Annotated in this window: 24 protein-coding genes; 12 read left to right on the top strand and 12 right to left on the bottom strand. The window is 56.0% G+C overall.

The features are described 5' to 3' along the window. Window positions 1–312 carry a hypothetical protein gene (locus TH2_RS03535; protein WP_008889023.1) on the bottom strand — a complete coding sequence of 104 codons (312 nt, stop codon included), beginning with the start codon at window positions 310–312 and terminating at the stop codon, window positions 1–3. Between TH2_RS03535 and TH2_RS03540 the strand changes: the two genes are divergently transcribed. The 5 genes from TH2_RS03540 (at window position 311) to TH2_RS21685 (ending at window position 5,557) form a co-directional block, all read left to right on the top strand. After that, entirely contained in the window at window positions 311–1,468 is a 1,158-nt protein-coding gene (locus tag TH2_RS03540; RefSeq protein WP_008889024.1) for an aspartate aminotransferase family protein, read from the top strand. The two genes, TH2_RS03535 and TH2_RS03540, sit on opposite strands and share 2 nt — an antisense overlap. Before the next feature lie 33 nt (window positions 1,469–1,501). Next, complete coding sequence (argF, locus tag TH2_RS03545; protein WP_008889025.1) at window positions 1,502–2,419, top strand: ornithine carbamoyltransferase; 918 nt, start codon at window positions 1,502–1,504, stop codon at window positions 2,417–2,419. Window positions 2,420–2,582: 163 nt separating this feature from the next. Further along, window positions 2,583–3,554 carry an Hsp33 family molecular chaperone HslO gene (gene hslO, locus TH2_RS03550; RefSeq protein ID WP_008889026.1) on the top strand — a complete coding sequence of 324 codons (972 nt, stop codon included), beginning with the start codon at window positions 2,583–2,585 and terminating at the stop codon, window positions 3,552–3,554. Window positions 3,555–3,690: 136 nt separating this feature from the next. Then, on the top strand, window positions 3,691–4,287 hold the full coding sequence (locus tag TH2_RS03555) for a hypothetical protein (protein WP_008889027.1): 597 nt from the start codon (window positions 3,691–3,693) through the stop codon (window positions 4,285–4,287). 139 nt (window positions 4,288–4,426) lie between these two features. Then, window positions 4,427–5,557, top strand: coding sequence for a helix-turn-helix domain-containing protein (locus tag TH2_RS21685; protein ID WP_008889028.1), 1,131 nt, complete (start codon window positions 4,427–4,429; stop codon window positions 5,555–5,557). Here the strand turns inward: TH2_RS21685 and TH2_RS03565 are convergent. The 4 genes from TH2_RS03565 to TH2_RS03580 all read right to left on the bottom strand — a co-directional run bounded on the left by TH2_RS03565 (window position 5,511) and on the right by TH2_RS03580 (window position 10,227). Further along, window positions 5,511–6,566: an alpha/beta hydrolase family protein gene (locus TH2_RS03565; protein WP_008889029.1), complete on the bottom strand. Its 1,056-nt coding sequence runs from the start codon at window positions 6,564–6,566 to the stop codon at window positions 5,511–5,513. The genes TH2_RS21685 and TH2_RS03565 overlap by 47 nt on opposite strands. Window positions 6,567–6,720: 154 nt before the next feature. Continuing rightward, a complete protein-coding gene (locus TH2_RS03570) occupies window positions 6,721–7,575 on the bottom strand; it encodes a universal stress protein (RefSeq protein WP_008889030.1) in 855 nt (284 codons plus the stop codon). Window positions 7,576–7,599: 24 nt separating this feature from the next. Next, on the bottom strand, window positions 7,600–9,090 hold the full coding sequence (locus tag TH2_RS03575; protein ID WP_008889031.1) for a SulP family inorganic anion transporter: 1,491 nt from the start codon (window positions 9,088–9,090) through the stop codon (window positions 7,600–7,602). Window positions 9,091–9,447: 357 nt separating this feature from the next. Further along, window positions 9,448–10,227: an alpha/beta fold hydrolase gene (locus TH2_RS03580; protein WP_008889032.1), complete on the bottom strand. Its 780-nt coding sequence runs from the start codon at window positions 10,225–10,227 to the stop codon at window positions 9,448–9,450. A gap of 219 nt (window positions 10,228–10,446) precedes the next feature. On the opposite strand from TH2_RS03580, the gene TH2_RS03585 reads away from it, so the two are divergent. Further along, a complete protein-coding gene (locus TH2_RS03585) occupies window positions 10,447–10,902 on the top strand; it encodes a MarR family winged helix-turn-helix transcriptional regulator (RefSeq protein WP_008889033.1) in 456 nt (151 codons plus the stop codon). 25 nt (window positions 10,903–10,927) lie between these two features. Here TH2_RS03585 and TH2_RS03590 read toward each other — a convergent pair whose 3' ends face one another. Continuing rightward, a complete protein-coding gene (locus TH2_RS03590) occupies window positions 10,928–11,707 on the bottom strand; it encodes an SDR family oxidoreductase (RefSeq protein WP_008889034.1) in 780 nt (259 codons plus the stop codon). Next, window positions 11,707–12,027 (bottom strand): nuclear transport factor 2 family protein, encoded by a 321-nt coding sequence (locus tag TH2_RS03595; RefSeq protein ID WP_008889035.1) that lies wholly within the window; start codon window positions 12,025–12,027, stop codon window positions 11,707–11,709. Before TH2_RS03595 ends, TH2_RS03590 begins: the two co-directional genes overlap by 1 nt. A gap of 102 nt (window positions 12,028–12,129) precedes the next feature. On the opposite strand from TH2_RS03595, the gene TH2_RS03600 reads away from it, so the two are divergent. After that, window positions 12,130–13,065 carry a LysR family transcriptional regulator gene (locus TH2_RS03600; protein ID WP_008889036.1) on the top strand — a complete coding sequence of 312 codons (936 nt, stop codon included), beginning with the start codon at window positions 12,130–12,132 and terminating at the stop codon, window positions 13,063–13,065. 52 nt (window positions 13,066–13,117) lie between these two features. Here TH2_RS03600 and TH2_RS03605 read toward each other — a convergent pair whose 3' ends face one another. Together TH2_RS03605 and acs are read right to left on the bottom strand one after the other, a co-directional pair. Continuing rightward, window positions 13,118–14,200, bottom strand: a complete 1,083-nt coding sequence (locus TH2_RS03605; RefSeq protein ID WP_008889037.1) for a tartrate dehydrogenase — start codon at window positions 14,198–14,200, stop codon at window positions 13,118–13,120. A 205-nt stretch (window positions 14,201–14,405) separates the two neighbouring features. Further along, on the bottom strand, window positions 14,406–16,349 hold the full coding sequence (gene acs / locus TH2_RS03610; protein ID WP_008889038.1) for an acetate--CoA ligase: 1,944 nt from the start codon (window positions 16,347–16,349) through the stop codon (window positions 14,406–14,408). 514 nt (window positions 16,350–16,863) lie between these two features. On the opposite strand from acs, the gene TH2_RS03615 reads away from it, so the two are divergent. Beyond that, window positions 16,864–18,393 (top strand): DNA recombination protein RmuC, encoded by a 1,530-nt coding sequence (locus tag TH2_RS03615; RefSeq protein ID WP_008889039.1) that lies wholly within the window; start codon window positions 16,864–16,866, stop codon window positions 18,391–18,393. 161 nt (window positions 18,394–18,554) lie between these two features. Then, window positions 18,555–19,073, top strand: coding sequence for a peptide deformylase (def, locus tag TH2_RS03620; RefSeq protein WP_008889040.1), 519 nt, complete (start codon window positions 18,555–18,557; stop codon window positions 19,071–19,073). A gap of 61 nt (window positions 19,074–19,134) precedes the next feature. Here def and TH2_RS03625 read toward each other — a convergent pair whose 3' ends face one another. After that, window positions 19,135–20,139, bottom strand: a complete 1,005-nt coding sequence (locus TH2_RS03625) for a hypothetical protein (protein WP_008889041.1) — start codon at window positions 20,137–20,139, stop codon at window positions 19,135–19,137. Window positions 20,140–20,196: 57 nt separating this feature from the next. Between TH2_RS03625 and fmt the strand changes: the two genes are divergently transcribed. Both fmt and TH2_RS03635 read left to right on the top strand, forming a co-directional pair. Next, a complete protein-coding gene (gene fmt, locus TH2_RS03630) occupies window positions 20,197–21,123 on the top strand; it encodes a methionyl-tRNA formyltransferase (RefSeq protein ID WP_040822306.1) in 927 nt (308 codons plus the stop codon). Next, on the top strand, window positions 21,123–21,665 hold the full coding sequence (locus tag TH2_RS03635) for a GNAT family N-acetyltransferase (RefSeq protein ID WP_008889043.1): 543 nt from the start codon (window positions 21,123–21,125) through the stop codon (window positions 21,663–21,665). Before fmt ends, TH2_RS03635 begins: the two co-directional genes overlap by 1 nt. Before the next feature lie 16 nt (window positions 21,666–21,681). Here the strand turns inward: TH2_RS03635 and TH2_RS03640 are convergent, their stop codons facing one another. Then, window positions 21,682–22,665 carry a LysR family transcriptional regulator gene (locus tag TH2_RS03640; RefSeq protein ID WP_008889044.1) on the bottom strand — a complete coding sequence of 328 codons (984 nt, stop codon included), beginning with the start codon at window positions 22,663–22,665 and terminating at the stop codon, window positions 21,682–21,684. Window positions 22,666–22,803: 138 nt separating this feature from the next. Here TH2_RS03640 and TH2_RS03645 point away from each other — a divergent pair, with 138 nt between their 5' ends. Further along, a complete protein-coding gene (locus TH2_RS03645; RefSeq protein WP_008889045.1) occupies window positions 22,804–22,986 on the top strand; it encodes a hypothetical protein in 183 nt (60 codons plus the stop codon). A gap of 166 nt (window positions 22,987–23,152) precedes the next feature. Here the strand turns inward: TH2_RS03645 and TH2_RS03650 are convergent, their stop codons facing one another. Then, the gene (locus tag TH2_RS03650) at window positions 23,153–24,436 is read right to left on the bottom strand and encodes an MFS transporter (RefSeq protein ID WP_008889046.1); all 1,284 of its coding nucleotides are present in this window, start codon (window positions 24,434–24,436) and stop codon (window positions 23,153–23,155) included. Window positions 24,437–24,503: the final 67 nt, after the last annotated feature.

Genomic DNA, 24,503 nt, shown 5'->3' on the forward strand with positions numbered 1-24,503 from the left:
TTAAATCTGCTTCACTTTGTTTGTTTTTGGCGTGTCGTTTTGCAAGGCACAGCGCGCAGGACGATGCGGTGCATCGTTCAAGTGGTGTAACACCGCAAAAGGCCGCCAAAAACAAACCCGTTGGGCCGAGATATCCTTTCGCCCGGCATCGTCAAAGTCCTTAACCGTAGCGCCGCTACGCTCTGCGGACTTTTCCTTGCCAGGCAAAAGGATATCTTCGGCAAAGAGATGCAGATTTAATGCAACATGCTCTTGGTCAGGAATGTGAATTTTACCCGAATTGAGGAATAAGAAAGTGATTACTCCCGTCATGCCGACCTACGCGCGGGCCAATTTGGCCTTTGAGAAAGGTGAAGGACCTTATCTCTATGCGCAGGACGGTCGACGATTCCTTGATTTCGGGTCGGGGATCGCGGTCAACACGCTTGGTCATTCGCACCCGCATCTGGTGGCGAAACTGACCGAGCAGGTTGGCAAGCTTTGGCATACCTCGAACCTGTATCAGATGCCGGGGCAGGAAAAACTGGCCAAGCGGCTGATTGAGAACAGCTTTGCCGATACGGTGTTTTTCTGTAATTCGGGTGCCGAGGCGAATGAGGCCGGCATCAAGATGCTGCGCCGGTATCAGTATGTGTCGGGCCATCCTGAAAAGAACCGCATTCTGGTTGCGACCAATGCGTTTCATGGAAGGACCCTTGGCACCCTGACCGCGGGTTATAGCGAGAAGTATCGCGAAGGTTTCGGTCCGATGCCTGATGGCTTTGACCGCGTGGCGTTTGGCAACCTGAACGAACTTCGCAACGCCATCACGCCCAATACCGGCGGCATTATCCTAGAGCCGATCCAGGGCGAAGGCGGCATTTGCCGTGCGCCGGAAGGCTATCTTGAGGGTGTGCGCAAGGCGGCCGATGAATTCGGCATGCTGGTGATGTTTGACGAAGTTCAGACCGGTATTGGCCGAACCGGCAAACTGTTTGCCTATCAATGGTCGGACATGGAGCCGGATATCATTTCCTCGGCCAAGGGACTTGGCGGTGGCTTCCCGATCGGTGCGCTGCTTGCCAATGAAAAGGCAGCCGCTGCCTTTACGCCCGGCATGCATGGCACGACCTTTGGCGGCAACCAGCTTGCAACGGCGGCTGCCAATGCGGTGCTGGATGAGGTCCTGAAACCCGGTTTCATGGATCATGTTCTGGAAATGAGCCGCCTGATTGTTGATGGCCTTGAGGTGATTGCACGCAAGCATCCGGGCTTTATCGAAGAAGTGCGTGGCATGGGCCTGCTGTTGGGGATGAAAACCAAACCGGCCAATGTTGATGTTGTTGCCAAACTGCGCGAGTTCAATCTTTTGACCGTGCCGGCAGGCGACAATGTGGTGCGTATCATTCCGCCGCTTAACATCACCAAAACCCATGTTGACGAAGCGCTGGTTGCCATTGACGCAGCCGCTGCCGCCCTTGGTAAATAATGCGCAAATAAGGGCGCGGAAGGAAATTTGACTATGACTGATATTCGCCATTTTCTCGATCTCGACAAAATGTCGGCAAGCGAGCTTAAGGATATTCTGGCCCTTGGCGACTCCGAGAAGGCCGGGAAGGCCCCGTTCGGGGTAAAGCCGCTTGCGGGCAAGACCTTGGCTTTGATTTTTGAAAAGCCGTCGACCCGTACGCGCGTGTCGTTCGAAGTTGGCATGCGCCAGCTTGGCGGTGATGTGGTGACGCTTGATGCCGATAGCAGCCAGCTTGGCCGCGGGGAAACCATTGCCGATACCGCGCGCGTTTTGTCGCGCTTTGTCGATGCGATCATGATCCGGACGACCGATGAATCCAAACTGCATGAGCTGGCACAATATGCCACCGTGCCGGTGATCAACGGGCTTACCGATCAAAGCCACCCGTGCCAGATCATGGCCGATCTGATGACGGTCAAGGAACACAAGGGCAAGCTTGAGGGCCTCAAGTTCGCCTGGGTTGGCGATGGCAATAACGTCTCGGCATCGTTCATTCATGCATCGCCGAAATTCGGCTTTGCACTCGATATGGCGTGCCCGGCGGGCTATCGCCCCAATCAGGGTCTGATTGAAACCGCCAATGCCGAAGGCGGCAAAGTGCGTTTGACCGATATGGACAGCGCGCTTGCGGGGGCCGATGTTGTGGTCACCGATTGCTGGGTCTCGATGGGCGATGAAGATTACGACGCCCGGATGGAGGCCCTTTCGCCCTATCAGATCAATGAAACCACCATGGCACAGGCCAAGGATGATGCGATCTTCCTGCATTGTCTGCCGGCCCACCGGAACGAAGAAGTCACCGACGCGGTGATTGACGGGCCACAGTCGGTTGTGTTTGACGAGGCGGAAAACCGCCTGCATGCACAAAAGGGTGTTCTGCTGTATTGCCTGAATGGTTTGCCGTCGTAAGGCTTGCCATCCGGGTTATGGCCCCTAAATAAGCCATATCGAATTTGAAGGGCGGCATTGGCCGCCCTTTGCTATGCTGTCAGGTGTTTGCCTTATGCGCCTCGACAATGCGGGGGTGCAATTGTTATACGCCCCGCAACACGTAAAAACGCGGAAGCTGAAAATGCAGATTGCTGTCGATTTTTGCCAGCCCTTCACGCTGGATCATTCCAACATCCGTGGCCGCTTCACGCGCCTGGGCCCGACGGTGCAGACCATCATCGGGCAGCACTCCTATCCTGCGCTTGCCAACCATCTGCTTTCCGAGATCATCGGCCTTGCCGTGCTGTTGTCATCCTCGCTGAAATATGAAGGCCTGTTTACCCTTCAGACCAGCTCCGACGGGCCGATCAGCATGCTGGTGGTCGATGTTGATAGTGATGGCAATGTGCGCGCCTGCCTTCGGGTCGATGAAGAACGCCTCAACGCCATGATCGCAGCCGAAGAAGGCGGCGAGGATGCGCTGCGCGGTCAGGTTCTGAAACTGATGGGACGGGGGCATATTGCCTTTACCGTCGATCAGGGCGACGAGCACGAACGCTATCAGGGGATTGTATCGCTTGAGGGCGAGACGCTGGCGCAATGCGCAGAGGCCTATTTCCGCCAGTCCGAACAGCTTGAAACGTCGTTCAAGCTCGAAGTTCATCGCGGCGAGACCGCAGATGACTGGTGGGTCGGCGGGCTGTTCCTGCAAAAAATGCCGGTCAGCGCATCGGGCGATGCGAGCACCCCGGAAGAGGCCGAAAAGGTATCTGAAGACTGGAACAGATCAACCATTCTGATGGCGAGTGCGACCGAGAACGAGCTTGTTGATATCTCGCTTTCGGCTCATGACCTGATCTGGCGCCTGTTCCATGACGAGGAACCACGCGTGTTTGAACAGACCCAGCTTCAGTTCAAATGCCGTTGCTCGCGCGAAAAGATCGAAGGCGCGCTTGTGACCTATCCGCTTGATGAGCTTCTGTCGATGCGTGAAGCCGATACCGGCGAGGTTGGTGTTTCCTGCCAGTTCTGCAACACGCGTTATGGCTTTAACGAGGCGGAGCTTCGCCAGCTCAAGGCGGATGATCCCGAAGCGGCATCGCCGAAAATCTAGTAGCGGCTTCAGGGGCTTTGGCCGTATTTGTTCGTCACAGCCTTGCCTTAATCATCAAGCAACGTCACCATGGAATTTGTACGCCATGGTGGCGTTGTTTTTTTATCTGTGTGATTGATCAAAGGAGATCGAAGACATGACGGTTATGTCCATCAAGGGCCTGCGCGCCGTTGTTGCCGGGGCGGCACTTGCGCTGATGGCGGCTTGCACAAGCGGCCCGGTTGCGACCTATCCCGATGTGACATGGCGCCATCTTGATCCGATTGTCTTTGCCGCCGGTCCGATTGAAAAGGTTGCGGCCTGGTCAAACAACGAGGACGGATCGATCCAGTCCTCCCTGCCGTTCAATCTGGGCCGCATGGCGATGAACTGGCCCGATGATCGCATCCAGACGGCTGGCACCAATGATATGCTGCGTTATAGCGTGACCGAGGCCTCTGTGACCTCGAACGCGCTTAAAACCACCAAGGGCATCAAGGGCGTCTTTACCGACGATCAGTCCGACAAGATCGATCTTAAGGTCGCAGCCAAGCTTGAGCTGCTCGACCCTAATGGCATGCAGAAGGGTGAGGTAACGGCAATGGCGGAACGGTCACGTACGCTTTCGGAATCGATGTCCGTGGCCGAACGCGAACAGGCGGTCTATGACGCGACCACGGCCCTTTTGATGGATCTTGATCGCGAAATGGAACGCCAGATCAATAACAATCTGGGACGTTTCCTGTTGCGGTAATCGACGTCCCGTTTGGGATTTGAACAAAACCCAAAGGCCGCGGTGATCTGTCATCGCGGCCTTTTTTGTTGCGCGTCCCTGCGACACGCGGGACAAACATCAGGTTACCATTGCCAATTGCCAGATTGTGCCAAGCCTTATGTTTGAAATCCCGTTGCCCTTTGTCGTTGCCTTGTTGTTGGCGATTTTACTGGTGCGCCTGACCCTGCGCGGTCCGGCCGGGCCGGTTGGGCGGAGCATGCGGATCTTCGTTGCCGCCAGTCTGGCGCTGGTGATCATGGTCGGGCTGCGCTGGCAATTTGATCTGCTGATTTTCCGTTTCTTGCGCCCCTTGTTTGCCGCGATGCTGCCCCCCATCGCCTGGATGTGCTTTGCCGCACTTGGCGCGGAGGAGCGGTCGCAAACCAGATGGCGTTGGCTGCATGTTATCCCGGTTTTGGCGATCTTCATCGCAAGTCTGACCTGGCGGCAATGGCATATACAGGTGGACTTCCTGATTGCAGTGCAATTCGCCGGATATGGTATTGCACTGATGGTTCTGGCTAGTCGCGGCGAAGACCGTTTTGCGCAGGCACGGCTGGGCGATGTCGGATCGGTTCGGGGCATTGTTGCCGTGGTTGGCGGGGCGCTGATTTTCTCAGGGCTCGTCGATGGGTTGATCGCCCTTGATTTCAGCATCACCCAGGGCACAAACGTCGCAACAATTGTCGGCACTGCGCAGTTGGTTGTTCTGGTGGTGCTGGCGTTGCTGATGGTCCGGTTGGAGCGACTTAGTCCGCAGACCACGAAGCTGACTGATAGCGTGACCGAACCCGTACTTTCGCAGCACAAAGACGACCCGCAAGACAACAACGATATCGCCGCGGATGATGCCATCCTTGCCGCAATCGATGAGGTCATGCACGCGCAACATCTGTATCGCGATCCTGATCTGACACTTGATCGGTTGGCGCGACGGGTGGTGATCCCGGCCCGGCAGATTTCCGGGGCGATTAACCGTCGGTTCGGGCGCAATGTGTCACAGGTTGTCAATGAATACCGCGTGGCAGAGGCGCAAATGCTGCTGCGGACGACCGAAAAGCCGGTGACCGAAATCATGTTTGACTGCGGGTTTCAGACCAAATCGAACTTTAACCGCGAATTTGGCCGCGTGACCGGGATGGGTCCCCGGGCTTATCGCGACGCGGCTGATCAACGGGTCCCCGATCAACCGTTCGGTCCGATCAGGAAGCTGTTTTCAGAGAACGCAAGAAGTCGAGAACAAGGGTGATCGTTTGTTGATGCAGGTCTGATCGATCCGTTGCGTCATCGCCATCAAGACAGATGATGCCATCACCCGGGACGTCCTGTTCAAGGAGGATTACGGCATTGGGTTTGCATTCCGGAAGGAAGCTGAAATGCGCCGCACCGGGCAGATTATGGTAACGGGCTAAATCCGCCGGCAAGTGTTCGATCAGATAACCTGATTCAAGGTCCTTGGGGATTTTGGGATTGGGCGCACCGGCGGCAATGACCAGAACCGGGATGTCGATGGCCGCCATACTTGCCGGGGTAAAGCCACGGGCAAGGCCAAGATCAAGCGAGATTGCGCCACGGATCCGTTCGTCTTTAAGGTTGTCTGCCAGCTTTGCGCGGTCTGCCATTGTGCGGCCAACCTCAAGTTCCGCAAGGCCATCACAGGCGGCGAATTCGGGATGCGCTTGGCATTCCATATCCATCCGATCCATGTCCATTCGCGCCCCGGCAAGCTCCAGCACCGTCCATCCGCCCAGTGAATGACCAATCACCGTGATGTTGGCCGGATCAATGGCGGGCTTCCATGTGGGATTATCGATCAGCGATGTGATCACGTGACTGATATCGCGCGGGCGAAGCCACAATGCAGAGCCGACTTCGGCGGTAACATCGCGGCTGGTGGTGCCGGGGTGATTGATCGCGGCCACCACATAACCCGCCCGGGCGAGTTCCGTGGCAAGCCATCCCTGATTGCGCCAGTTGCCGCCAAAACCGTGGGACATCACGACCAAGGGATGGCGACCGTCCTGAATTTTGGCATCAGGCTGCACCATCTGACCGAAAAAGACCGGATTTTCGCCAACAGCTACCGCTGGGTTTGTGTCGCTGGTCGGATACCAGATTGCACCGACCAATGCGCGGTTCCCATCACTTGCCGTGATGGTGGTTTCCGTAAAACCAACCGCATAGGGCGCGCCGTTAGATGGGGTTGCCATGACAAAAGCCACCAAGGTGGCCAGCGTGGTGACGGTAAAACGCAACATGCTTGATCCTTCGAACCAAATGAAAGGGTGCGATGAGTTTTACCGGTCGGGGGGCTTTTGGCGTCCTTGATCGCGATCAAGGACCTTTCAGGCACAAAAAAAGCCCCGGTCGGTTGGCCGGGGCTTGGTCTTTGATCGCGGATCAGGATGGGCCTTAGCGGAACATCATCACCGGCACATGGCAGGACCGGACCATTTCGGTGGTGGTGCTGCCGATGATCAGGTTGCGGATGCGCGAATGGCCATAGGCGCCCATGACCAGAAGATCGATATTTTCCGCTTCGATCTTGTCCTTGATAACGTCTTCGGGCTCGCCCGATGCGAAGCCTGCGTCGACCTCGTAGCCCGCCTTGCGCAGGATGGTTGCCGCTTCATCAAGCTTTTCCTGCAACGTGTCATTGGGTTTGCCAACCGAAAGCAACGTGCAGGGCAGACCGGTAAACAGTTTGCCCGATGCAATGTGGCGCACGGCCTTCATCGCACTTTCGCCGCCATCAAAGGCAATCAGGAATTTGTTGATCGGCTTGAACGCACGCGATGCGACAAGCACCGGCTTCTTGGCGGCACGCACAACCCGTTCAAGGTTGGAGCCCAGATGCAGCTTGGCAAAATCGGCGGCCTCACCGCGTTTGCCGACCAGAATCAGATCGGCATTACCTTCGAATTCGGCAATGGTTTCGATCAGGTCGCCATGGCGCAGCTTGGTGGTGACGGTGGCGACGCCCTTTTCCTCAAGCCCGGTTTTGGCTTCTTCAAGCAGCAAACGGCCGCGCTTGAGTTCGAGCTTGTTTTTCTGCTCATCGAGATCGGCCAGTTCTTTTAGCAGGGCCGAACGGGCGCCGAATTTGAGGTTGCCACTGAGGTCGGCCGGTTCGGAATCGGTATTGCGCCGGCCCAGCACGTGCATCAGTTCGACCGATGCGTCGGTGCGTTCTGCCACCCAGCGGGTCAGGTCGCATACACTTTGCGAATAGCCTGATCCATCGATCAGTGCGATCAGATGTGTCATGGATCGTTTCCTTTCCCAGTTTCCCTAGTGGCCCATCAGGCGTTCAAGCGCGCCGGGCTTGTCGTGGATGGCCAGTTTATCGACGATTGTCTCGCTGGCTTCATTGAGACCGATCAACTCGACCTCGGCCCCTTCACGGCGGAATTTGAGCACGACCATATCAAGGGCTGCAACACTTGAAATGTCCCAGATATGCGCGTGGCTGACATCAATCGTGACCTTGTCGAGCGCTTCGCGGAAATCAAACGCCTTGGTGAAGTCTTCGACCGAGGCAAAGAAGATCTGGCCGCGCACTTCATAGGTGCGGTGCGTGCTGTCAGGCGAAAGCGTGCTGGTAACACGGAAAATCTGCGCAATCTTCCAGGCAAAGAAGATACCCGAAAGCAACACACCGACCAGAACACCGATTGCAAGGTTGTGCGACCCCACCACGGTGATCACGGTGGCCAGCATCACGATCGACGAGCTGCGCGGATGATCCTTGAGGTCCTTGATCGAGGACCAGCTGAATGTCCCGATCGACACCATGATCATGATCGCGACAAGGGCCGCCATCGGAATGATTGCCACCAGATCGCCCAGAACCACAATCAGGATCAGAAGGAAGATACCGGCAAGGAAGGTCGACAGGCGGCAACGGCCACCCGATTTGACGTTGATCACCGACTGGCCAATCATCGCACAACCGGCCATACCGCCGATAAAGCCGGTAAAGAAGTTGGCGATCCCCTGACCATAGCATTCACGCGTACGGTTGGATGTTGTGTCGGTCAGATCATCAACGATCTGCGCCGTCATCAGACTTTCCAGAAGACCCACAGCCGCGACCGCCGCCGAATAAGGCAGGATGATCAGGAAGGTATCAAGGTTCAGCGGCACATCCGGGAAATAGATCGCCGGGAAGGCATCAGGAAGCGCGCCCATATCGCCCACGGTGCGCAGATCGGCATCGATAAAGAACGACAAGCCGGTCAGAACGATGATGCAAATCAGCGGCGACGGGATCACCTTGGTGATGCGCGGGAACAAATAAATGATGGCAAGGCCGCCTGCGACCATCACATAGGTCATATAGCTGACATTGGTCAGTTCGGGCAGCTGGGCCATGAAGATCAGGATGGCGAGCGCATTGACAAAGCCGGTCATGACCGACTTGGACACAAAGCGCATCAACGATCCCAGACGAAGTGCACCTGCCAGCATCTGAAGGACGCCCGCCAGAACGGTCGCGGCCAGCAGATAATCCAGCCCGTGTTCGCGCACAAGCGATCCCATCAGAACCGCAGTTGCTGCGGTGGCTGCCGAAATCATGCCCGGACGACCGCCAAAGATGGCGGTGATCACGGCAATCGAGAAGGAGGCATAAAGCCCGACCTTCGGGTCAACACCGGCAATGATGGAAAAGGCAATGGCCTCTGGGATCAGGGCCAGCGCAACGACAAGGCCCGAAAGCACATCGGCGCGGATGTTGCCAAGCCATTCAGCCCGCAAACGCGGCAGAAAATCGCTATTCACAGAAAGTCTCCGTCTCGGTCAAGCCCGACTTTGCACCCGAATTTGCAATGGGTTATCCCCCGGGCTGGAATGTCATCAGGCGGTCTTCATGATCCGTCAGCCGGAAATTCAGCGACAGGTCTCCCCAAGACCATCCCGTTCGTTGCTGCGTCGCAGCAGGCTGTACCTATACCAATTTAAGATTTTGCACAACCATGGGGCAGGACCGTGAATTACGGATGATTGTACTGCGGAAATTCTGGGCGCGGGTGCGGAGAAATGAGAAGTGGTTGTTTGATTGCTCAAACAGCCAGAATGTAAAATCGTCGGAGCAGGTAAGTGAGGGGATCTTACCTGCTCCTCGGGATAGACCAAATGTTACTGGTGGGCTGCTTTGGCAGCTTGGTCAATTGTGTCGGCGACCACTTTCGGTTGGGTCATGAAAATAGAATGGCTGGCGGAAACCTTGGTGACCTTGGCGTTGATCCGTTCGGCCATCGCGGCCAGCATTTCGGGATCGAATGCCTTGTCCTCGGTTCCATAGACAGCCCAGCTAGGTTTTGTTCTCCAGGCAGCGTTTTGAAGCTTGGTTTCAAATGCCTTGAGATTGATTGGAACCTGTGAGTCCCGCATGAAGGCAGCATCCGCATCGCTGACGTCATTTGCAAAGCCCTGTTTGAACTTTTCGGGCTCAACAAAGGCATAACCGTCGGTGTGAATGTCCAGAACGAATTCCGGCGGCGTTGTATAGCCTTCATAGAGCTGGCCTGTCGTTTCACCAGCATCCGGCGCGAGGGCCGCGACGTAAACGAGTGCGGCAACTTTGGGGTCTGCGCCTGCTTCGGTGATGACGGTTCCGCCCCACGAATGCCCGACGAGAACAGTCGGTCCATCCTGACGATCAAGCGCACGCTTTGTTGCGGCAACGTCGTCGGCCAAAGACGTAAGCGGGTTCTGTACGATGGTTACTTTATACCCGCGCGCCGTCAGATCATTGTAAACGCCGCGCCAGCCGCTTCCATCGGCGAATGCCCCGTGAACGAGCACGACATTGCGAATGCTGTTGCCGTCTGCGGTCTTGTCGTCTGCCTGCGCAGATGTTGCGGATACCAAGGACAATGCGATGGCAGCGGCGATGTTCAATATCTTGTTCTTCATTTCCTTAATCCTTTTCTGGTCAGTGTCGTTATTGAATGTCGAAAGCAGCGCAGTGTTGAATGTCGCTTTGCGACGGGCAGTGGGATGTTAATAATTATCGCGATAAATGTTATTTCGATAACTATTAAGTTGGATTAATTCCCTTGTCCAGAAAATAATTATCGCGATATATATTATCGTGAATAACCCTTGAGATCAGGTGCCAGAAAGGAGTCTCTTTTGTCGGAAGAATCCAACATTCCCGTGCCACTTGAAGATCAACTATGCTTTGCGATATATTCCGCAGGGATTGCGATCCAGCGGCTCTATAAGCCGTTGTTGAACAAACTTGGCCTGACCTATCCGCAATATCTGGTTCTGAATATCCTCTGGCAGCAAAACACCCAGAGTGTCGGCCAAATCGCTGATCGACTGGCATTGGAATCAAGTACGCTGACACCCTTGTTAAAGCGTCTTGAGAGTTCCGGTATGGTACGGCGGGAAAGAAACCCGGATAACGAACGACAGGTTCTGATTACTCTAACACCCGCCGGATTGGCGCTTCGTGATCAAGCAGGTTGCCTTGGTGCTGCGCTGTTACAGGCCTCCGGTCAGAGCCCGAATGAGCTTGCGGATCTGAACAGCAAGACAAAGCAACTCCGCGATCTGATCTACCAGAACGGTGTGGACTGGTAACCGGGACGTTTTGATCGCATGGTCTTCAAACCGTCGGAACCGTGCCGCCATCAATGACATATTCCGTACCGGTTATGGCACCGGCACGATCAGATGCCAAAAATGCAATCAGGTTGGCGACTTCTTCGGGTTTTGCCGGGCGACCCAGTGGGATGCCGCCAAGCGCATCCATGATGATCTTTTTGCCACCGTCATAGTCGGTTCCTGCTTGTTCTGCCAGGCGTTCTGCCAAGTGCACGGCGGCTTCTGTTTCTATCCAGCCCGGTGAGACGCGCATGACGCGAACACCTTTGGGAGAGACTTCTTTTGAAAGCGCCTTACTATAGGTCGACAAAGCAGCCTTTGCGGCGGCGTAGGCAGTTGTTGAGTCTGGCAGCGGGAGTTCGCGTTGGATTGAGGTCACGTGAATGACGACGCCTTGTCCCCGGGTGATCATGTCAGGGATCAAATGCCGATCAAGTCGAACGGCGGGAAACAGGTTCAAGTTGAGTTCCTGATGCCAATGATCATCAGACAGCACACCAAATCCACCAGCAGGTGAAGATGAACCGCCAAGCATATGGACAATAATATCCACACCGCCAAGGCGTTGTTTCGTTGCCTCTGCCACTGACAGGCAACCGTCGTCGGTGGTCAGGTCCGCTTCGATAAAATGATCGTCAGCAAACGTCTCCGGACGGGTGCGCGCTGTGGTCAGAACGGTTGCACCCAGTTCGCGCAATAGCTTGAATGTTGCGAGGCCTGCACCTTTTGTCCCGCCGGTAACAAGGGCACGCTTTCCCTTCAGGGTAAGAAAATCTGACATCATTTCACCCCCATCTCGGCAATCTTTCCGTCCTTGATGCGAAAGATGTAGTTCAGCGTCACCGGGCTGTTTGGGAAATTTCCACTTACCTTGGCGCGAACCATGACCTTGCTACCGCTTGTCTCCGCCTCAAGAGGCTCGGCGACATGGTTGTATTTTGCCTTCGCTGCCAGCCACCAGTTCTGGATTTCGGTCGATCCAACGTGACGTTTGCCTTCGTCGTGAACGATTGCATCCGTGCAAAACACTTTTGTCAGAATGTCAGGATCTTGGTTTCGATCGGCATCGAAATACGCCTGTACAGCATCAATCATATCCATCGCTTGCACTCCTTACGGTGACTTGTATCTCGACAGATAATCCGGATTCATTGTACTAACAACACGGACAATAATTGATGTAGAGGTGAAAAAATCGGGACAATGGAACGTATCGTCTTGAACGATCTGGAAGCTGTCATGGCAATTGCCAAGCGCGGCACATTTCGCGGTGCGGCTATTGATATGGGGGTTTCGACGACAGCCTTGAGCCATGCAATCAGCAAGCTTGAGGCTGGTCTGGGTGTCAGGTTGTTTAACCGCACCACACGAAGCGTTTCGCTCTCGGATGCGGGCAGGCTGTTTGTCGACCAGGTCGGTCCTTCGCTTCAGAGCATCCATGATGGATTGGAAGTGGTTCGCTCACAAAGAGAAACGCCGTCAGGGACCATCCGTATCAATGCGGCCCCTTTTGCGGCGCGTGAGGTGATTTCACCACTTGTATTCGAATATCTTCGCCGGTTTCCGGACATGCATGTTGATCTGGTGACCGAGGGGCGACTGGTGGATATCGTCGCGGAAGGTTTCGATCTGGGGGTGCGGGTTTCGGGGTTGATTCCCAGTGACATGATCGCAGTGCCACTTGGTCGCGTTCAGCAATATGCGATTGTTGCATCCCCCGACTATTTCAAGGATCGTAAAAAACCGAAGGTCCCGCCGGACCTTCTGAACCATAAATGCATCCGGGTAAGGCTGCCGGATGGATCGGTTTTCAGATGGCGGTTTGAAAAGGACGGTGAAGCGGTTCAGATTGATGTGAACGGGCCCATCACACTCGACGAGGCAAGTCTGGCGCGTGCGGCGGTTCTCGAAGGTATTGGGGTTGGCTGTTTTATGGAGCGTGATGTTCTTGCGGACATCGAAGCAGGGCACCTTGTGCGCGTGCTTGACGACTGGACGCTGCCATTTTCCGAGCTGTGTCTTTACTATCCCGGACGTCGAAATTTGTCGGCCGGCCACAAGGCGTTCGTTGCGCTCGCCCGAGAACTGGGGCGGGGCGCTGCGTCAAATAAGCCGACTGTCAGTCCAATTGCACTCTGACCAAGGCTGTTGGCCAGAGTGCTTCGGATCTTCTTACATCTTGAAAAGCCGGTCAGGCGTTGTCGCGTAGCGCCTTCGCAATCGCGGTGCCGCAAGTGACGGTATTGGCCTTGCCGCCTAGGTCGGCGGTGCGGAGGTTTTCATCCAGCAGGACGGCCTCAATCGCGCGCATGATGGCGTCATGGGCGTCGGTGTGGCCGAGGTGATCAAGCATCATTGCTCCTGACCAGATCTGGCCGATGGGGTTGGCGATGCCTTTGCCGGCAATATCCGGGGCAGAGCCGTGGACCGGTTCGAACAGGGAGGGGAATTTGCGTTCCGGGTTGATGTTTCCCGATGGCGCGATGCCGATGGTGCCCGTGCAGGCCGGGCCAAGGTCGGACAGGATATCGCCAAACAGGTTTGAGGCCACCACCACGTCAAAGCGATCCGGGTTCATGACAAACTGGGCGGTCAGAATATCGATATGGTATTTGTCCCAGGTGACGTCGGGATAGTTTTTCGCCATTTCGATCACGCGTTCATCCCAGTAGGGCATGGTGATTGAAATACCGTTTGATTTGGTGGCCGATGTCACGTGTTTGCGCGGGCGTTTCCGGGCCAGTTCGAACGCGTATTTCAGGATGCGATCAATGCCGGTGCGCGACATGACGGTTTCCTGAATGACGATTTCACGGTCCGTGCCGGGATACATCTTGCCCCCGACCGAGGAATATTCACCTTCGGTATTTTCGCGCACGACATAGAAATCAATATCACCCGGTTTGCGACCGGCGAGCGGCGATGGCACGCCGGGCATCAGTTTGGCCGGACGCAAATTGACATATTGGTCAAAGTCACGCCGGAACATGATCAGTGATCCCCACAGCGAAATATGGTCCGGCACCGTTTCAGGCCAACCGACCGCGCCAAAGAAAATGGCATCGTGCGGTTCGATCTGAGCGCGCCAGTCATCGGGCATCATTTGGCCGTGCTTTTGATAGTAGTCGCACGAGCCGAATTCGAATTCATTAAACACCAGATCGAGATCAAACACTTCGGCGGCGGCCTTAAGCACGCGGATGCCTTCGGGCATGACTTCGGTTCCGATGCCGTCGCCGGCGATGACTGCGATTTTGTGGGTGGGGCGTGTCACGGTGCTGTTCTCCGCTGATGTGAGTTTTTGGTGGCTTTTCAGTTTGGGGATTATTGCGTTGATAGGGCGTTTCGTCGAGCCCCGGAAGCGATCCGGATTACAGTCCTGATTGCTTGCAGCCCGGATACAAGAAAGGCCCCCACCATTGGCAGGGGCCTTTCCGTGTAAGGGTATCTGGAGACTTGTCGTCGCCGGAATTCAGGCCTTAGCGATTCTGGCGGTTATCGATCAGGTCATCGACAACACCCGGATCGGCAAGGGTCGAGGTATCGCCAAGCTGATCATATTCGTTGGCGGCAATCTTGCGCAGGATACGGCGCATGATTTTGCCCGAACGGGTTTTCGGCAGCCCCGGCGACCACTGGATGAAGTCCGGGCTTGCGATCGGGCCGATTTCCTTGCGGACCCATTTGACCAGTTCAGCGCGCAGCTCGTCAGTCGGTTCTTCGCCGGCATTGAGCGTGACATAGGCATAGATGCCCTGACCCTTGATGTCGTGCGGAACGCCGACCACGGCGGCCTCGGCCACCTTGGAATGCGCGACCAGGGCGCTTTCAACTTCGGCGGTGCCCATGCGGTGACCCGATACGTTGATCACGTCATCAACACGGCCAGTGATCCAGTAATAACCATCATCATCGCGACGTGCGCCATCACCGGTGGTGTAGACGTTTTTGAACGTGCTGAAATAGGTCTGAATGAAGCGTTCATGGTCACCATAGACCGTACGCATCTGGCCCGGCCAGCTGTCCTTGATGACAAGGTTGCCATCGGTTGCGCCAGTCAGTTCCTTGCCCTCGTTATCCAGAAGGGCTGGCTGAACACCAAAGAACGGCAAGGTCGCCGAACCCGGTTTCAGGTCGGTCGCACCCGGCAGCGGCGTAATCAGGATGCCGCCGGTTTCGGTCTGCCACCAGGTATCGACAATCGGGCAATTCTTTTTGCCGACATGTTCGTAATACCATTCCCAGGCTTCCGGGTTGATCGGCTCGCCCACCGAACCAAGGATGCGAAGCGACGACAGATCGGCCTTGTTCACAAAGCTTTCGCCTTCGCGCATCAGGGCACGGATCGCGGTTGGTGCGGTATAGAAGATGTTGACCTTGTGCTTTTCGCAAACCTGCCAGAAGCGCGATGCGTCCGGATAGCTCGGCACACCTTCAAACATCAGGGTCGTGGCACCGTTGGCCAGCGGGCCATAAACGATATAGCTGTGACCGGTGACCCAGCCGACATCGGCCGTGCACCAGTAAATATCGCCTTCGTGATAGTCGAAGACATATTCATGGGTCATGGATGCGTAAACGAGGTAACCGCCCGAGGTGTGCAGAACACCTTTGGGCTTGCCAGTCGAGCCCGAGGTATAAAGAACAAACAGCGGGTCTTCGGCATTGACTTCGGTCGGCGGGCAGTCGGTAGAGGCTGCTTCGCAGACTTCATGATACCAGACGTCGCGCGCATCGTTCCAGGCAACGTCCTTGCCGGTATGCTTGACGACGACCATTTTCTCGACCGATTTGACACCCGGATGCGACAGGGCTTCGTCGGCGTTGCGTTTAAGCGGGACCGAACGACCCCCACGCAGACCTTCGTCCGAGGTGATAACGACTTTCGCACCGCAATCCTCGACACGGCCAGCCAATGCCTCGGGCGAGAAACCGCCAAAGACGATGGAATGGATCGCGCCGATACGTGCGCAGGCCAGCATGGCAACCGCGGCCTCGGGGATCATCGGCAGATAGATGACAACGCGATCACCCTTGGCAACGCCCATCGATTTCAGCGCATTGGCGAAACGGCACGTGCGCTCATAAAGATCGCGATAGGTGATGTGTTCGGAGACGTTGGGATCATCGCCTTCGAAAATGATGGCGGTCTGATCGCCGCGCTTTTCAAGGTGGCGGTCAAGGCAGTTGGCCGCGACGTTGAGCGTCCCGTCCTCATACCACTTGATATAGAGGTCTTTGGCGTCGTAGCTGACGTTTTTGACGGTTTTATAGGGTTTGATCCAGTCAATGCGTTTGCCGTGTTCGCCCCAGAAGCCTTCCGGGTCTTCGACCGACTGCTTGTACATGGCGTCGTATTTTGCCTTGTCGATCAAAGCGCCCTTCGCGATGTCGTCAGGTACGGGATAAACGTTCGCAGACATATGTGGCCTCTTGTTCGTTTCCTGTGGTCTCTAGGTCGGCACCGGGGTGCTTTCGATGACTTTTCCAACGGGCTCGAAAAAGGCATCCGTCCGATGCGGTAATTTCGGTGCGGTTCAGAACCTGCTTTGCCATGCTGCCCGGTCCGGTGTGTGATCGGTCCCGTTCAAAGGGGCGGGCACGGCAAAGTTACTCCTGTCGCTTGCGCCCTATGCTAGTGCGCAGAGAGTATTGAGGGAATACAACTTAAGACGGGGGCGGGCCTGGCCGGGTGCGCGTTGGTGGGTGTACGTTTGCCGCAACAGCTGGCATGGTCGTCATCTTTGGCCGCCCTTGGGTGCCGATCCTTGGTTCTGTTCCCTTATCCAATTGAAATATATCCGAAATTCCGGGCTTCGCCAGTGAAGCCGATTACATTTTTTCTGTACGTGGATGTGGGGCCAGCTTGGTTCGGTTCTGGATTTGACGGAACAAAACAGATACAAAGAAGCCAGCACGTAATCAAATGGTGGGATAATGGATCCGATTTCTTTGGCAGCAGGGGCGCTTGGCGCATCTGTTCTGGCACTTGTCTTTAGCATCATGATGGTCAAGCGCATCAAGGATGCCGCCGAGGCCGAGACGGAGTCGCGCACAGCCCTTCTGGCGTCCCAGCTTGAACATGCGGACAATACCCGGCGTGATCTTGCGACCGAGGTTGCCCAGATGCGTGAAAGGCTTTCCGAGGCATCGGAAAAGCGCGCCATTGCCGAAACCACGGCCAACCGGGTGCCGGTGCTTGAAGCCGAAATGAAGGAGCTTCGCACCGCCCTTGATCACTGGCGCGAGAAGGGGTCCGAGCTTGAGACCGCGCTTGAGAAAGAGCGCGAGGCGGCCAAGGAAAAGCTCGAGATGCTCGAAGATGCCAAGACCAAGCTGCTTGATAGCTTCAAGGCGCTGTCGTCCGATGCGCTCAAGGTCAATAACGACGAGTTCATGAAGCTGGCGCGCGAAAACTTTTCGCGCCTGCAGGAAGGGGCCAAGGGTGATCTTGAAAAACGCCAGCAGGCCATTGACGGGATCGTAAAACCCATCCGGGAACGGCTTGAAGCCTTTGATACCAAGGTTAATGAACTTGAAAAAAACCGCAAGGAAGCCTATGGCGAGCTGCGTGAGCAGGTCGGGACCCTGGTGCAATCGCAGCACAAATTGTCCAAGGAAACCCAGACGCTGAGCTCTGCCCTGCGGTCCAGTTCATCGGTGTCGGGCAAGTGGGGCGAATTGCAGCTTAAGCGCATTGTCGAACTGGCCGGGATGCTCAAGCATTGCGACTTTGACGAACAGGTGCATTTCAACACCGACGAAGGTGTTCAGAAACCCGACATGGTCATTCACCTGCCGGGCGGCAAGAATATCGTGGTCGATGCCAAGGCCCCGACATCGGCCTATCTTGAGGCGATTGACGAGAAATATGACGAAGATCGCCGCGAAGCTTTGATGGCGACCTATGTCACCAATGTGCGCAAGGTGATCACGGATCTTTCGAAAAAATCCTACTGGAAGTCGGTCGACAGTCCGGAATTTGTCGTGCTGTTCCTGCCCGGTGAAAGCTTCTTCTCGGCCGCCCTTGAACGTGACCCGCGTTTGATTGAGGACAGCTTCCGCGACGGGGTCATTTTGGCAACACCGACGACCTTGCTGGGCTTGCTTAAGGCCGTGTCATATGGCTGGCGACAGGAAGCTTTGGCCGAAAGCGCACGCGATATCAGTGAAATCGGCTTGCAGCTTTATGACCGTCTGGGTGCGCTTGCCAAGCATTTCTCATCGATGGGAAAATCGCTTGAAAGTACGGTGAAGCATTACAACAAGACCCTGGGGTCACTCGAAGGATCGGTCCTGGTGTCGGCGCGCAAGCTCAAGGAAAAGCATATTGTCTCTGATGACCGCATGATCGAGGAACCGTCCCCGTCGGAAACCCATGTGCGCGAAATCACCAAGACGGAATTGCTGGCCGGGCCAGAGGATGCAACGCCAGACGTGGATGTGACGCCAGACGCCAGGGATTGAACCAAACCGGTTTTGGCCGAGATCCCTTGTGCGCGACATGGCAGCCATCACGGGTAAATCGGGCTGTTTGCTTGACTTGGGCGTGGGGAAACCTTATCTCGAAGCGCGAAATTCGCTATACTCGTTTACTGCAATTAGTTCGAACACCGGATTACTGACCCATGGCCCTGCGTGAAATTCTTATCGTTCCAGACCCGCGCCTGAAAAAGGAATGCGAACCGGTCGAGGAAGTGAATGATGAGATCAAGACCCTTCTTAATGACATGCTTGAAACCATGTATGCGGCCCCGGGCATTGGTCTTGCAGCGCCGCAGATCGGGGTGATGAAGCGCGTGGTGGTCATGGATGTGTCCGATGACAAGGACAAGCCGGAACCGCTGAAACTGATCAATCCGGAGATCATCTGGGAATCTGAGGAAACCTCGATCTATCAGGAAGGGTGCCTGTCGATCCCGGAACAATATGCCGATGTCGAACGCCCGGCTGAAGTTGGCATGCGTTACATGGATGAGAACGGCGAAACGCACGAGATCGAGGCAGACGGTTTGCTGGCAACCTGCATCCAGCACGAGATTGATCACCTGGACGGCGTTCTTTTCACCGATTATCTCAGCGCGCTTAAGCGCAACATGATCCTGAAAAAAGTCCAGAAGCTGCAGAAAACCAAAAAGTCTGCCTGAGACTTCTGAACAGAAAACGTATGCAAAGGGCCGGTTTTCCGGCCCTTTTGTTTTGCGTGAGCTAAGATTTGCGGGGCTTGATGTCGTTCGGATCAAGCCCGACAATCCATCCTTCCCGTTCCAGAACACTTGGCGTGCGGGGCAGATGTTCTGGGTGGCGACCGTCGGCGATTTCGATCAAACCCATCACCCCGATCAGGGCGTCAAAGGCATCATCCTTGCCGTGATCCGGGCCAAAGCCATCCTTGATGTCGGCCCAGACCGCAGGACTGATTTTAATGCCCTTCGTGCTGGCGTTATCGCGCAGTTTTTGCAAGAATTCCTTGCGGCTGCCTTGAATTGATTTAGTCAACTCACTTGTGTCAGAAAGCCAGCCATAAATTTCGCCGGGATAGGTTTCAATCAGGGTGACGCCGGGGGATTTGCTGCAGGTTTCGAGATTGCCCGAAAACGGCCAGATGTTAAATCCATCGGCATGACCCGGGATGATCAGGTTTTTGAGGCCATGCAGCATGCCCTTGCCGACCTGACTCGCCCCCAGTGTCCAGAAGGACGGGCAGGCGGCGTTGCGTGGTGGGCCGTCTTTGGGGTTGGTGGCCCGTTCGCATCGGCGATGAAGCGCATCGAAATCTGGCAGTCCCAATGCATCGATCAGATGCCCGCGTTTGACGCTGTCCTTGATGCCGGAGCTTTGTGGGTAGAATGGTCGAGTGTGCCGGATTTCGCCCGGTGATTGGCAGACATCAAAGAAATCCTGCCATTCATCGGATTCAAGCAACCTCAGCAAGGACATGAAGTCTTTGACATTTGCGCCATCGTACCACGTATCCAGAAATCCGATCGGCATATCAAGGCCGAGCCAGAGGACATCCTGCTTGCCATGGCTGGCAAGCGATTGGCGAAATTGATGGAGCATCCCGACTGGTTCGATGGCGTGGATTTGCCAGCCGGTGTCACGGCGGCTGGCTTTGGCGACCCAGCGGCCTTTGGCCGACAGGCTCCAGTCCGTGTGCCAGATGTGGCTGACCGGGTATTTCTTGGATTGGGGTAAGGCTTGGCTTGTCATTTGGGCAGGATAACGCCAAATTGCCGCCAGAAGAGTCAAAAGATGAATGGGATTGATATGACCAAGCTGCGCATTGCCTTTATGGGAACCCCGGACTTTGCCCTTGTGGCGCTTAAGGATCTGGTGGCGGCGGGGCATGACGTGGTTTGCGTCTATTCACAGCCGCCGCGCCCGGCCGGCCGCGGGCACAAGGAAACGCCAAGCCCGGTACATGCCTGGGCCGCCGCGCAGGGGATCGAGGTCCGCCATCCGGTGTCACTGAAATCGCCCGAGGAACAGCAGGCCTTTGCCGATCTTGATCTGGATGTTGCGGTGGTCGCGGCCTATGGCCTGATCCTGCCGAAAGCCATTCTCGATGCGCCGAAATTTGGCTGCCTGAATATTCACGCGTCGCTTCTGCCGCGCTGGCGCGGGGCCGCCCCGATCCAGCGCGCCATTCTGGCCGGGGATGATGCGACCGGTGTGACAATCATGCAGATGGATGTCGGGCTGGATACCGGTGACATGTTGCTAGTTGGCGAATTGCCGATCACGGCGGAAACCTATGCCAATGCCTTGCATGATGATCTGGCGGAACTTGGCGGCAAGATGATTGTCGAGGCGCTTGAAAAGCTGCCCAAGGGGGAGCTTGTTGCCACCAAGCAGCCCGAAGAGGGCGTGACCTATGCGGCAAAGCTGGAGCGCGCCGAGGCCAAGCTTGATTTTACCGATGATGCCGCTGCACTTGAGCGCAAAATTCGTGCCTTTACCCCGTGGCCGGGGGCCTATTTCGAGCTCGGTAACGAACGCATCAAGGTGCAGGCGGCCGAGGTGATTGATCAATCCGGCCCGGTCGATGAGATCCTTGATGACAAGTTGACGATTGGCTGTGGCACCGGCGCGCTGCGTCCGACCCGTATTCAGCGGCCGGGCAAATCGGTGATGGATACCGATGCGGTGCTGCGCGGCTATGACAAGCTTGCCAAGGGCGTAAAGCTCGGCTGATGGCAAATATCACGGCACATACGGGTGGTGATGTGACGATCCGGCCGGCCTTTAACCGAGATGGTGATGGCATTGCCGATCTGATCGCGCTGGTGTTTGCCGATTATCCCGGCTGCGTGTTTGATCGCGCCGCCGAATTCCCCGAACTTGATGCGATTTCTGATGACTTCAAGGCCGATGACGGCCGGATCTGGGTCGCGGTCGATGATCAGGATCGGGTTCTGGGCTGTTTCGGGGTTAAGTATGACGTGGCCAGCCGCGAAGGCGAGCTTCACAAGGTTTATCTGCATCCGGCTGTGCGGGGGCGGGGCATGGCACAAAAACTGATGGCCAAGGCGTTGGCTTGGTTGGGGCAAACCCACCCGGAATGCGAAGTGGTGATGCTGTGGACCGATACGCGGTTTGAGGCCGGGCATCGGTTTTATGAAAAATGCGGCTTTGCGCGCACAGGCGAAAGCCGCATTCTGGATGATCTTTCCAATTCGTCGGAATGGCAGTTCCGCTTTGACTTCGCGGCCTATCAGAAGGCGCTTGGCTTCTAGGCCGGGTGCCTATCGGCTATTTGCCAACATCGCGGGCGGTTTTGCTGGTGTCGGTGGTGCCGTCACTGTTGCGGCGCACCGCACGCGCATCGCGGAAGCCAAGCTCCCACGGCGGGACCGGGGTGAACTTTTCGGCCAGAAAGTCAACAAAGGCGCGCACCTTGGGCGACAAGTGGCGTTTATGCGGATACACCGCCGAAATCCACGCCTGATCATGAACATATTCGGTCAGAACCGGGGTCAGGCGACCGGTGCGGATATCTTCATGCACCAGATATTCGGCCAATCGCGCCATGCCAAGCCCGGCCAGAACAGCCTCGTGGAGCACGTCACCATCATTGGCCGAGAATGAACCCTGTGCGCGGAACGCGACGTGACCATCGGGTGTTTCAAAGTGCCAGTCGTTAAAGCTTTCGCGTGACGACAGATGCAGACAGTTATGGTTTTCAAGGTCCTGCGGCTTGCGCGGGATGCCGTTCTTTTCAAGATATTCCGGTGATGCGACGATCATGCGGCGGTTGACCGCGTATTTACGTGCAATCAGCGACGAGTCTTCGAGTGCTGACAGGCGAATGGCAAGGTCATAGCCATCGTTGACCAGATCGGTGAATTTGTCATCAAGGGTTAGCTCAATCCGCACATCGGGATAGCGCGCCAGAAATTCCGGGATCAGCGGCACCACCTGCATCTTGGTGAAGGCGACCGATGCGTTGATGCGCAAGGTGCCGCGCGGGGCGGCATAAAGCTGGGTGACGACTTCTTCGGCTTCCTCGATCTCATTCAGGATCGTGCGGGCGCGCTCATAAAAGGCGCGGCCTTCCTCTGTCAGGCTGAGCTGACGGGTGGTGCGCATCAAAAGACGGGCACCCAGACGATCTTCAAGGCGCGAGATGTACTTCGAAACAGCTGACGGTGACAGACGCATTGTCCGGGCAGCGGCCGAGAAACTGCCTTCCTCGACTGCATGGACAAAGATTTCCATTTCCGCGGCGCGATCCATATTCAGCTTTCCTATTTATGACGGACATTCACAAGTAATGTGCATATTGAGGTAATTCTCTTTCCCCGTAAAGGAAATTAGATTGAGTTCATCGAGAGCGACACGGCGTCGCAACGAACGAAATTTTAGGAGGTCACCATGGCCACTTACGAAGAAATCACCACCCGTTACATCTCCACCACCGAAATCGAGGCAGGTGTACGTAAAGGTCAGCAGCTCCGCGCTGAATTCGTAGGCTCCTTCTTCCGTAACCTGTTCAAAGGTTCCGAGAAATCAGCCGACGTAAACCATCCGGCCGGCACCGTTGGCGGTGCTGCCTAACTGACGAACTAACTGCATGCGGTTGAGCGCCGATTGATTTCCTCCCCAAGAGGTGCTCCCGCAGGCAGGGACTACGACGACGGTTTCTATCTAGCGTCTTCCTCCCTATTTGACGCTGTTTTCCCGACTGGCCCGGTCACTTTTGTGATCCGGGCCATTTTTTTGCCTAATCGGCCTCTTTGGGGGCGATGTTGGGCGGCATGTAAAAGCCCGGTCGTTCCGAGAACCACGACCCCAGACTGACGATGGCAGCGGCAATCAGGGTGACCACCAGCATGGTGGCAATCGACATATCGGCGGCAAACATCCAGCCATAAATCGCCGGACCAATCGCCGAGGCCAGCACCATGACTGCGGTCAGGGTACTACGCACCGCACCGATTTCATCAAGCGGCACCAGTTCCGGGATGATGGCGGTGCGCAGAGTCGTGGCAAAGCCCACCGTAATGCCGACCAGCCCCATATAAATCAGGATCACCCATGGCGTGGTTGTGAGCGCCAGAATGGCAATGCCAACCATCATCGGGATCAGATGCCAGGGAAACAGCCGGCGCGCCGAATGTTTGTCAATCAGTGGACCACTGCCAAACGCGCCCAGCACCGATGTAATGGCAAACACCGTAAACCCGGCGGCAAACCAGCCAAGCTCGATCCCCTTGCTGTTGGAAATCGCCCCCTGATGGAAAAAGAGCGCGGTCATGATCAAGGGTGGGGCTGCCAGCATCGGCATGCAGAACCAGACATAAAGCGATTTGAACAGGCGAGGGTGATCACTTTGGCTGGTGTCTGTCGGGGACTCGGCCTGATCCGAACTGTTTGTTTCAGGTACAGTCGTCGACTCGGTTGCTTTTGCAGGTGCCTTGCGGAATTTCGCATCGCTTCGAATAAGCCAGATCGCAACCGGCAGCAGGACCAGCAGAATAAATGCTGCCGACCCGGCATAGGTATATCGCCAGCCAAAGGCGGCAATCAGGGCCAGCAATGTCGCGGGCATGATCGCCTCTGCCAGCGGAAAACCGAAACTGGCAATCGCCAGCGCCCGTCCGCGACTGCGCGAAAAATAGCGCGCAATGCCGGTCATGCTGACATGGCTCATCAATCCCTGACCAGCCAGACGCAGGACAAACAGGGCGGCAATCAGCATCCAGACATTGCCGGCGAGCGCAATTAGCACACAGCCAAGGGCAAGCAGCGCCATGGTGGCGAGGCTGTAGGACAGGATATCGACCTTGTCGATCCAGCGGCCAACGACAGGCAGGCAAAGTGCGCTGGCAATGGTGATCCCGGCATAGATATTGGCAAATTCGGTTTCATTGAGGGCCAAGCTGGCGGAAATGAACGGCACAAACAGTGCGACCAGAAACGTTTGCCCGAACGAGGAGCCAAAACTGTGCAACGCGCCAAAGGCAAGTTGGCGGGGCGCTTGGCGAAGCAAGATCAAAAACTGCATGCGGATTCCGGCGAGGTATGAGTGGGGGCAAAATTAAATAGTATGAGGAATGTATCTGGCGTGTGAA

Origin of the sequence: Thalassospira profundimaris WP0211, assembly GCF_000300275.1 — a bacterium.
Classification (GTDB): domain Bacteria; phylum Pseudomonadota; class Alphaproteobacteria; order Rhodospirillales; family Thalassospiraceae; genus Thalassospira; species Thalassospira profundimaris.

Excerpts from the sequence above, each read along its gene's own strand:
- TH2_RS03640 (WP_008889044.1), bottom strand. The coding sequence starts at position 22,665 with ATGGATCGCGCCGCGGAAATGGAAATCTTTGTCCATGCAGTCGAGGAA.
- TH2_RS03565 (WP_008889029.1), bottom strand. The coding sequence starts at position 6,566 with ATGTTGCGTTTTACCGTCACCACGCTGGCCACCTTGGTGGCTTTTGTC.
- TH2_RS03540 (WP_008889024.1), top strand. The coding sequence starts at position 311 with ATGCCGACCTACGCGCGGGCCAATTTGGCCTTTGAGAAAGGTGAAGGA.
- TH2_RS03580 (WP_008889032.1), bottom strand. The coding sequence starts at position 10,227 with ATGAAGAACAAGATATTGAACATCGCCGCTGCCATCGCATTGTCCTTG.
- acs (WP_008889038.1), bottom strand. The coding sequence starts at position 16,349 with ATGTCTGCGAACGTTTATCCCGTACCTGACGACATCGCGAAGGGCGCT.
- TH2_RS03615 (WP_008889039.1), top strand. The coding sequence starts at position 16,864 with ATGGATCCGATTTCTTTGGCAGCAGGGGCGCTTGGCGCATCTGTTCTG.
- TH2_RS03635 (WP_008889043.1), top strand. The coding sequence starts at position 21,123 with ATGGCAAATATCACGGCACATACGGGTGGTGATGTGACGATCCGGCCG.
- TH2_RS03645 (WP_008889045.1), top strand. The coding sequence starts at position 22,804 with ATGGCCACTTACGAAGAAATCACCACCCGTTACATCTCCACCACCGAA.
- TH2_RS03625 (WP_008889041.1), bottom strand. The coding sequence starts at position 20,139 with ATGACAAGCCAAGCCTTACCCCAATCCAAGAAATACCCGGTCAGCCAC.
- TH2_RS03535 (WP_008889023.1), bottom strand. The coding sequence starts at position 312 with ATGACGGGAGTAATCACTTTCTTATTCCTCAATTCGGGTAAAATTCAC.
- TH2_RS03600 (WP_008889036.1), top strand. The coding sequence starts at position 12,130 with ATGGAACGTATCGTCTTGAACGATCTGGAAGCTGTCATGGCAATTGCC.
- def (WP_008889040.1), top strand. The coding sequence starts at position 18,555 with ATGGCCCTGCGTGAAATTCTTATCGTTCCAGACCCGCGCCTGAAAAAG.
- hslO (WP_008889026.1), top strand. The coding sequence starts at position 2,583 with ATGCAGATTGCTGTCGATTTTTGCCAGCCCTTCACGCTGGATCATTCC.
- fmt (WP_040822306.1), top strand. The coding sequence starts at position 20,197 with ATGACCAAGCTGCGCATTGCCTTTATGGGAACCCCGGACTTTGCCCTT.
- TH2_RS03650 (WP_008889046.1), bottom strand. The coding sequence starts at position 24,436 with ATGCAGTTTTTGATCTTGCTTCGCCAAGCGCCCCGCCAACTTGCCTTT.
- TH2_RS21685 (WP_008889028.1), top strand. The coding sequence starts at position 4,427 with ATGTTTGAAATCCCGTTGCCCTTTGTCGTTGCCTTGTTGTTGGCGATT.
- TH2_RS03555 (WP_008889027.1), top strand. The coding sequence starts at position 3,691 with ATGACGGTTATGTCCATCAAGGGCCTGCGCGCCGTTGTTGCCGGGGCG.
- TH2_RS03595 (WP_008889035.1), bottom strand. The coding sequence starts at position 12,027 with ATGGATATGATTGATGCTGTACAGGCGTATTTCGATGCCGATCGAAAC.
- TH2_RS03570 (WP_008889030.1), bottom strand. The coding sequence starts at position 7,575 with ATGACACATCTGATCGCACTGATCGATGGATCAGGCTATTCGCAAAGT.
- TH2_RS03590 (WP_008889034.1), bottom strand. The coding sequence starts at position 11,707 with ATGTCAGATTTTCTTACCCTGAAGGGAAAGCGTGCCCTTGTTACCGGC.
- argF (WP_008889025.1), top strand. The coding sequence starts at position 1,502 with ATGACTGATATTCGCCATTTTCTCGATCTCGACAAAATGTCGGCAAGC.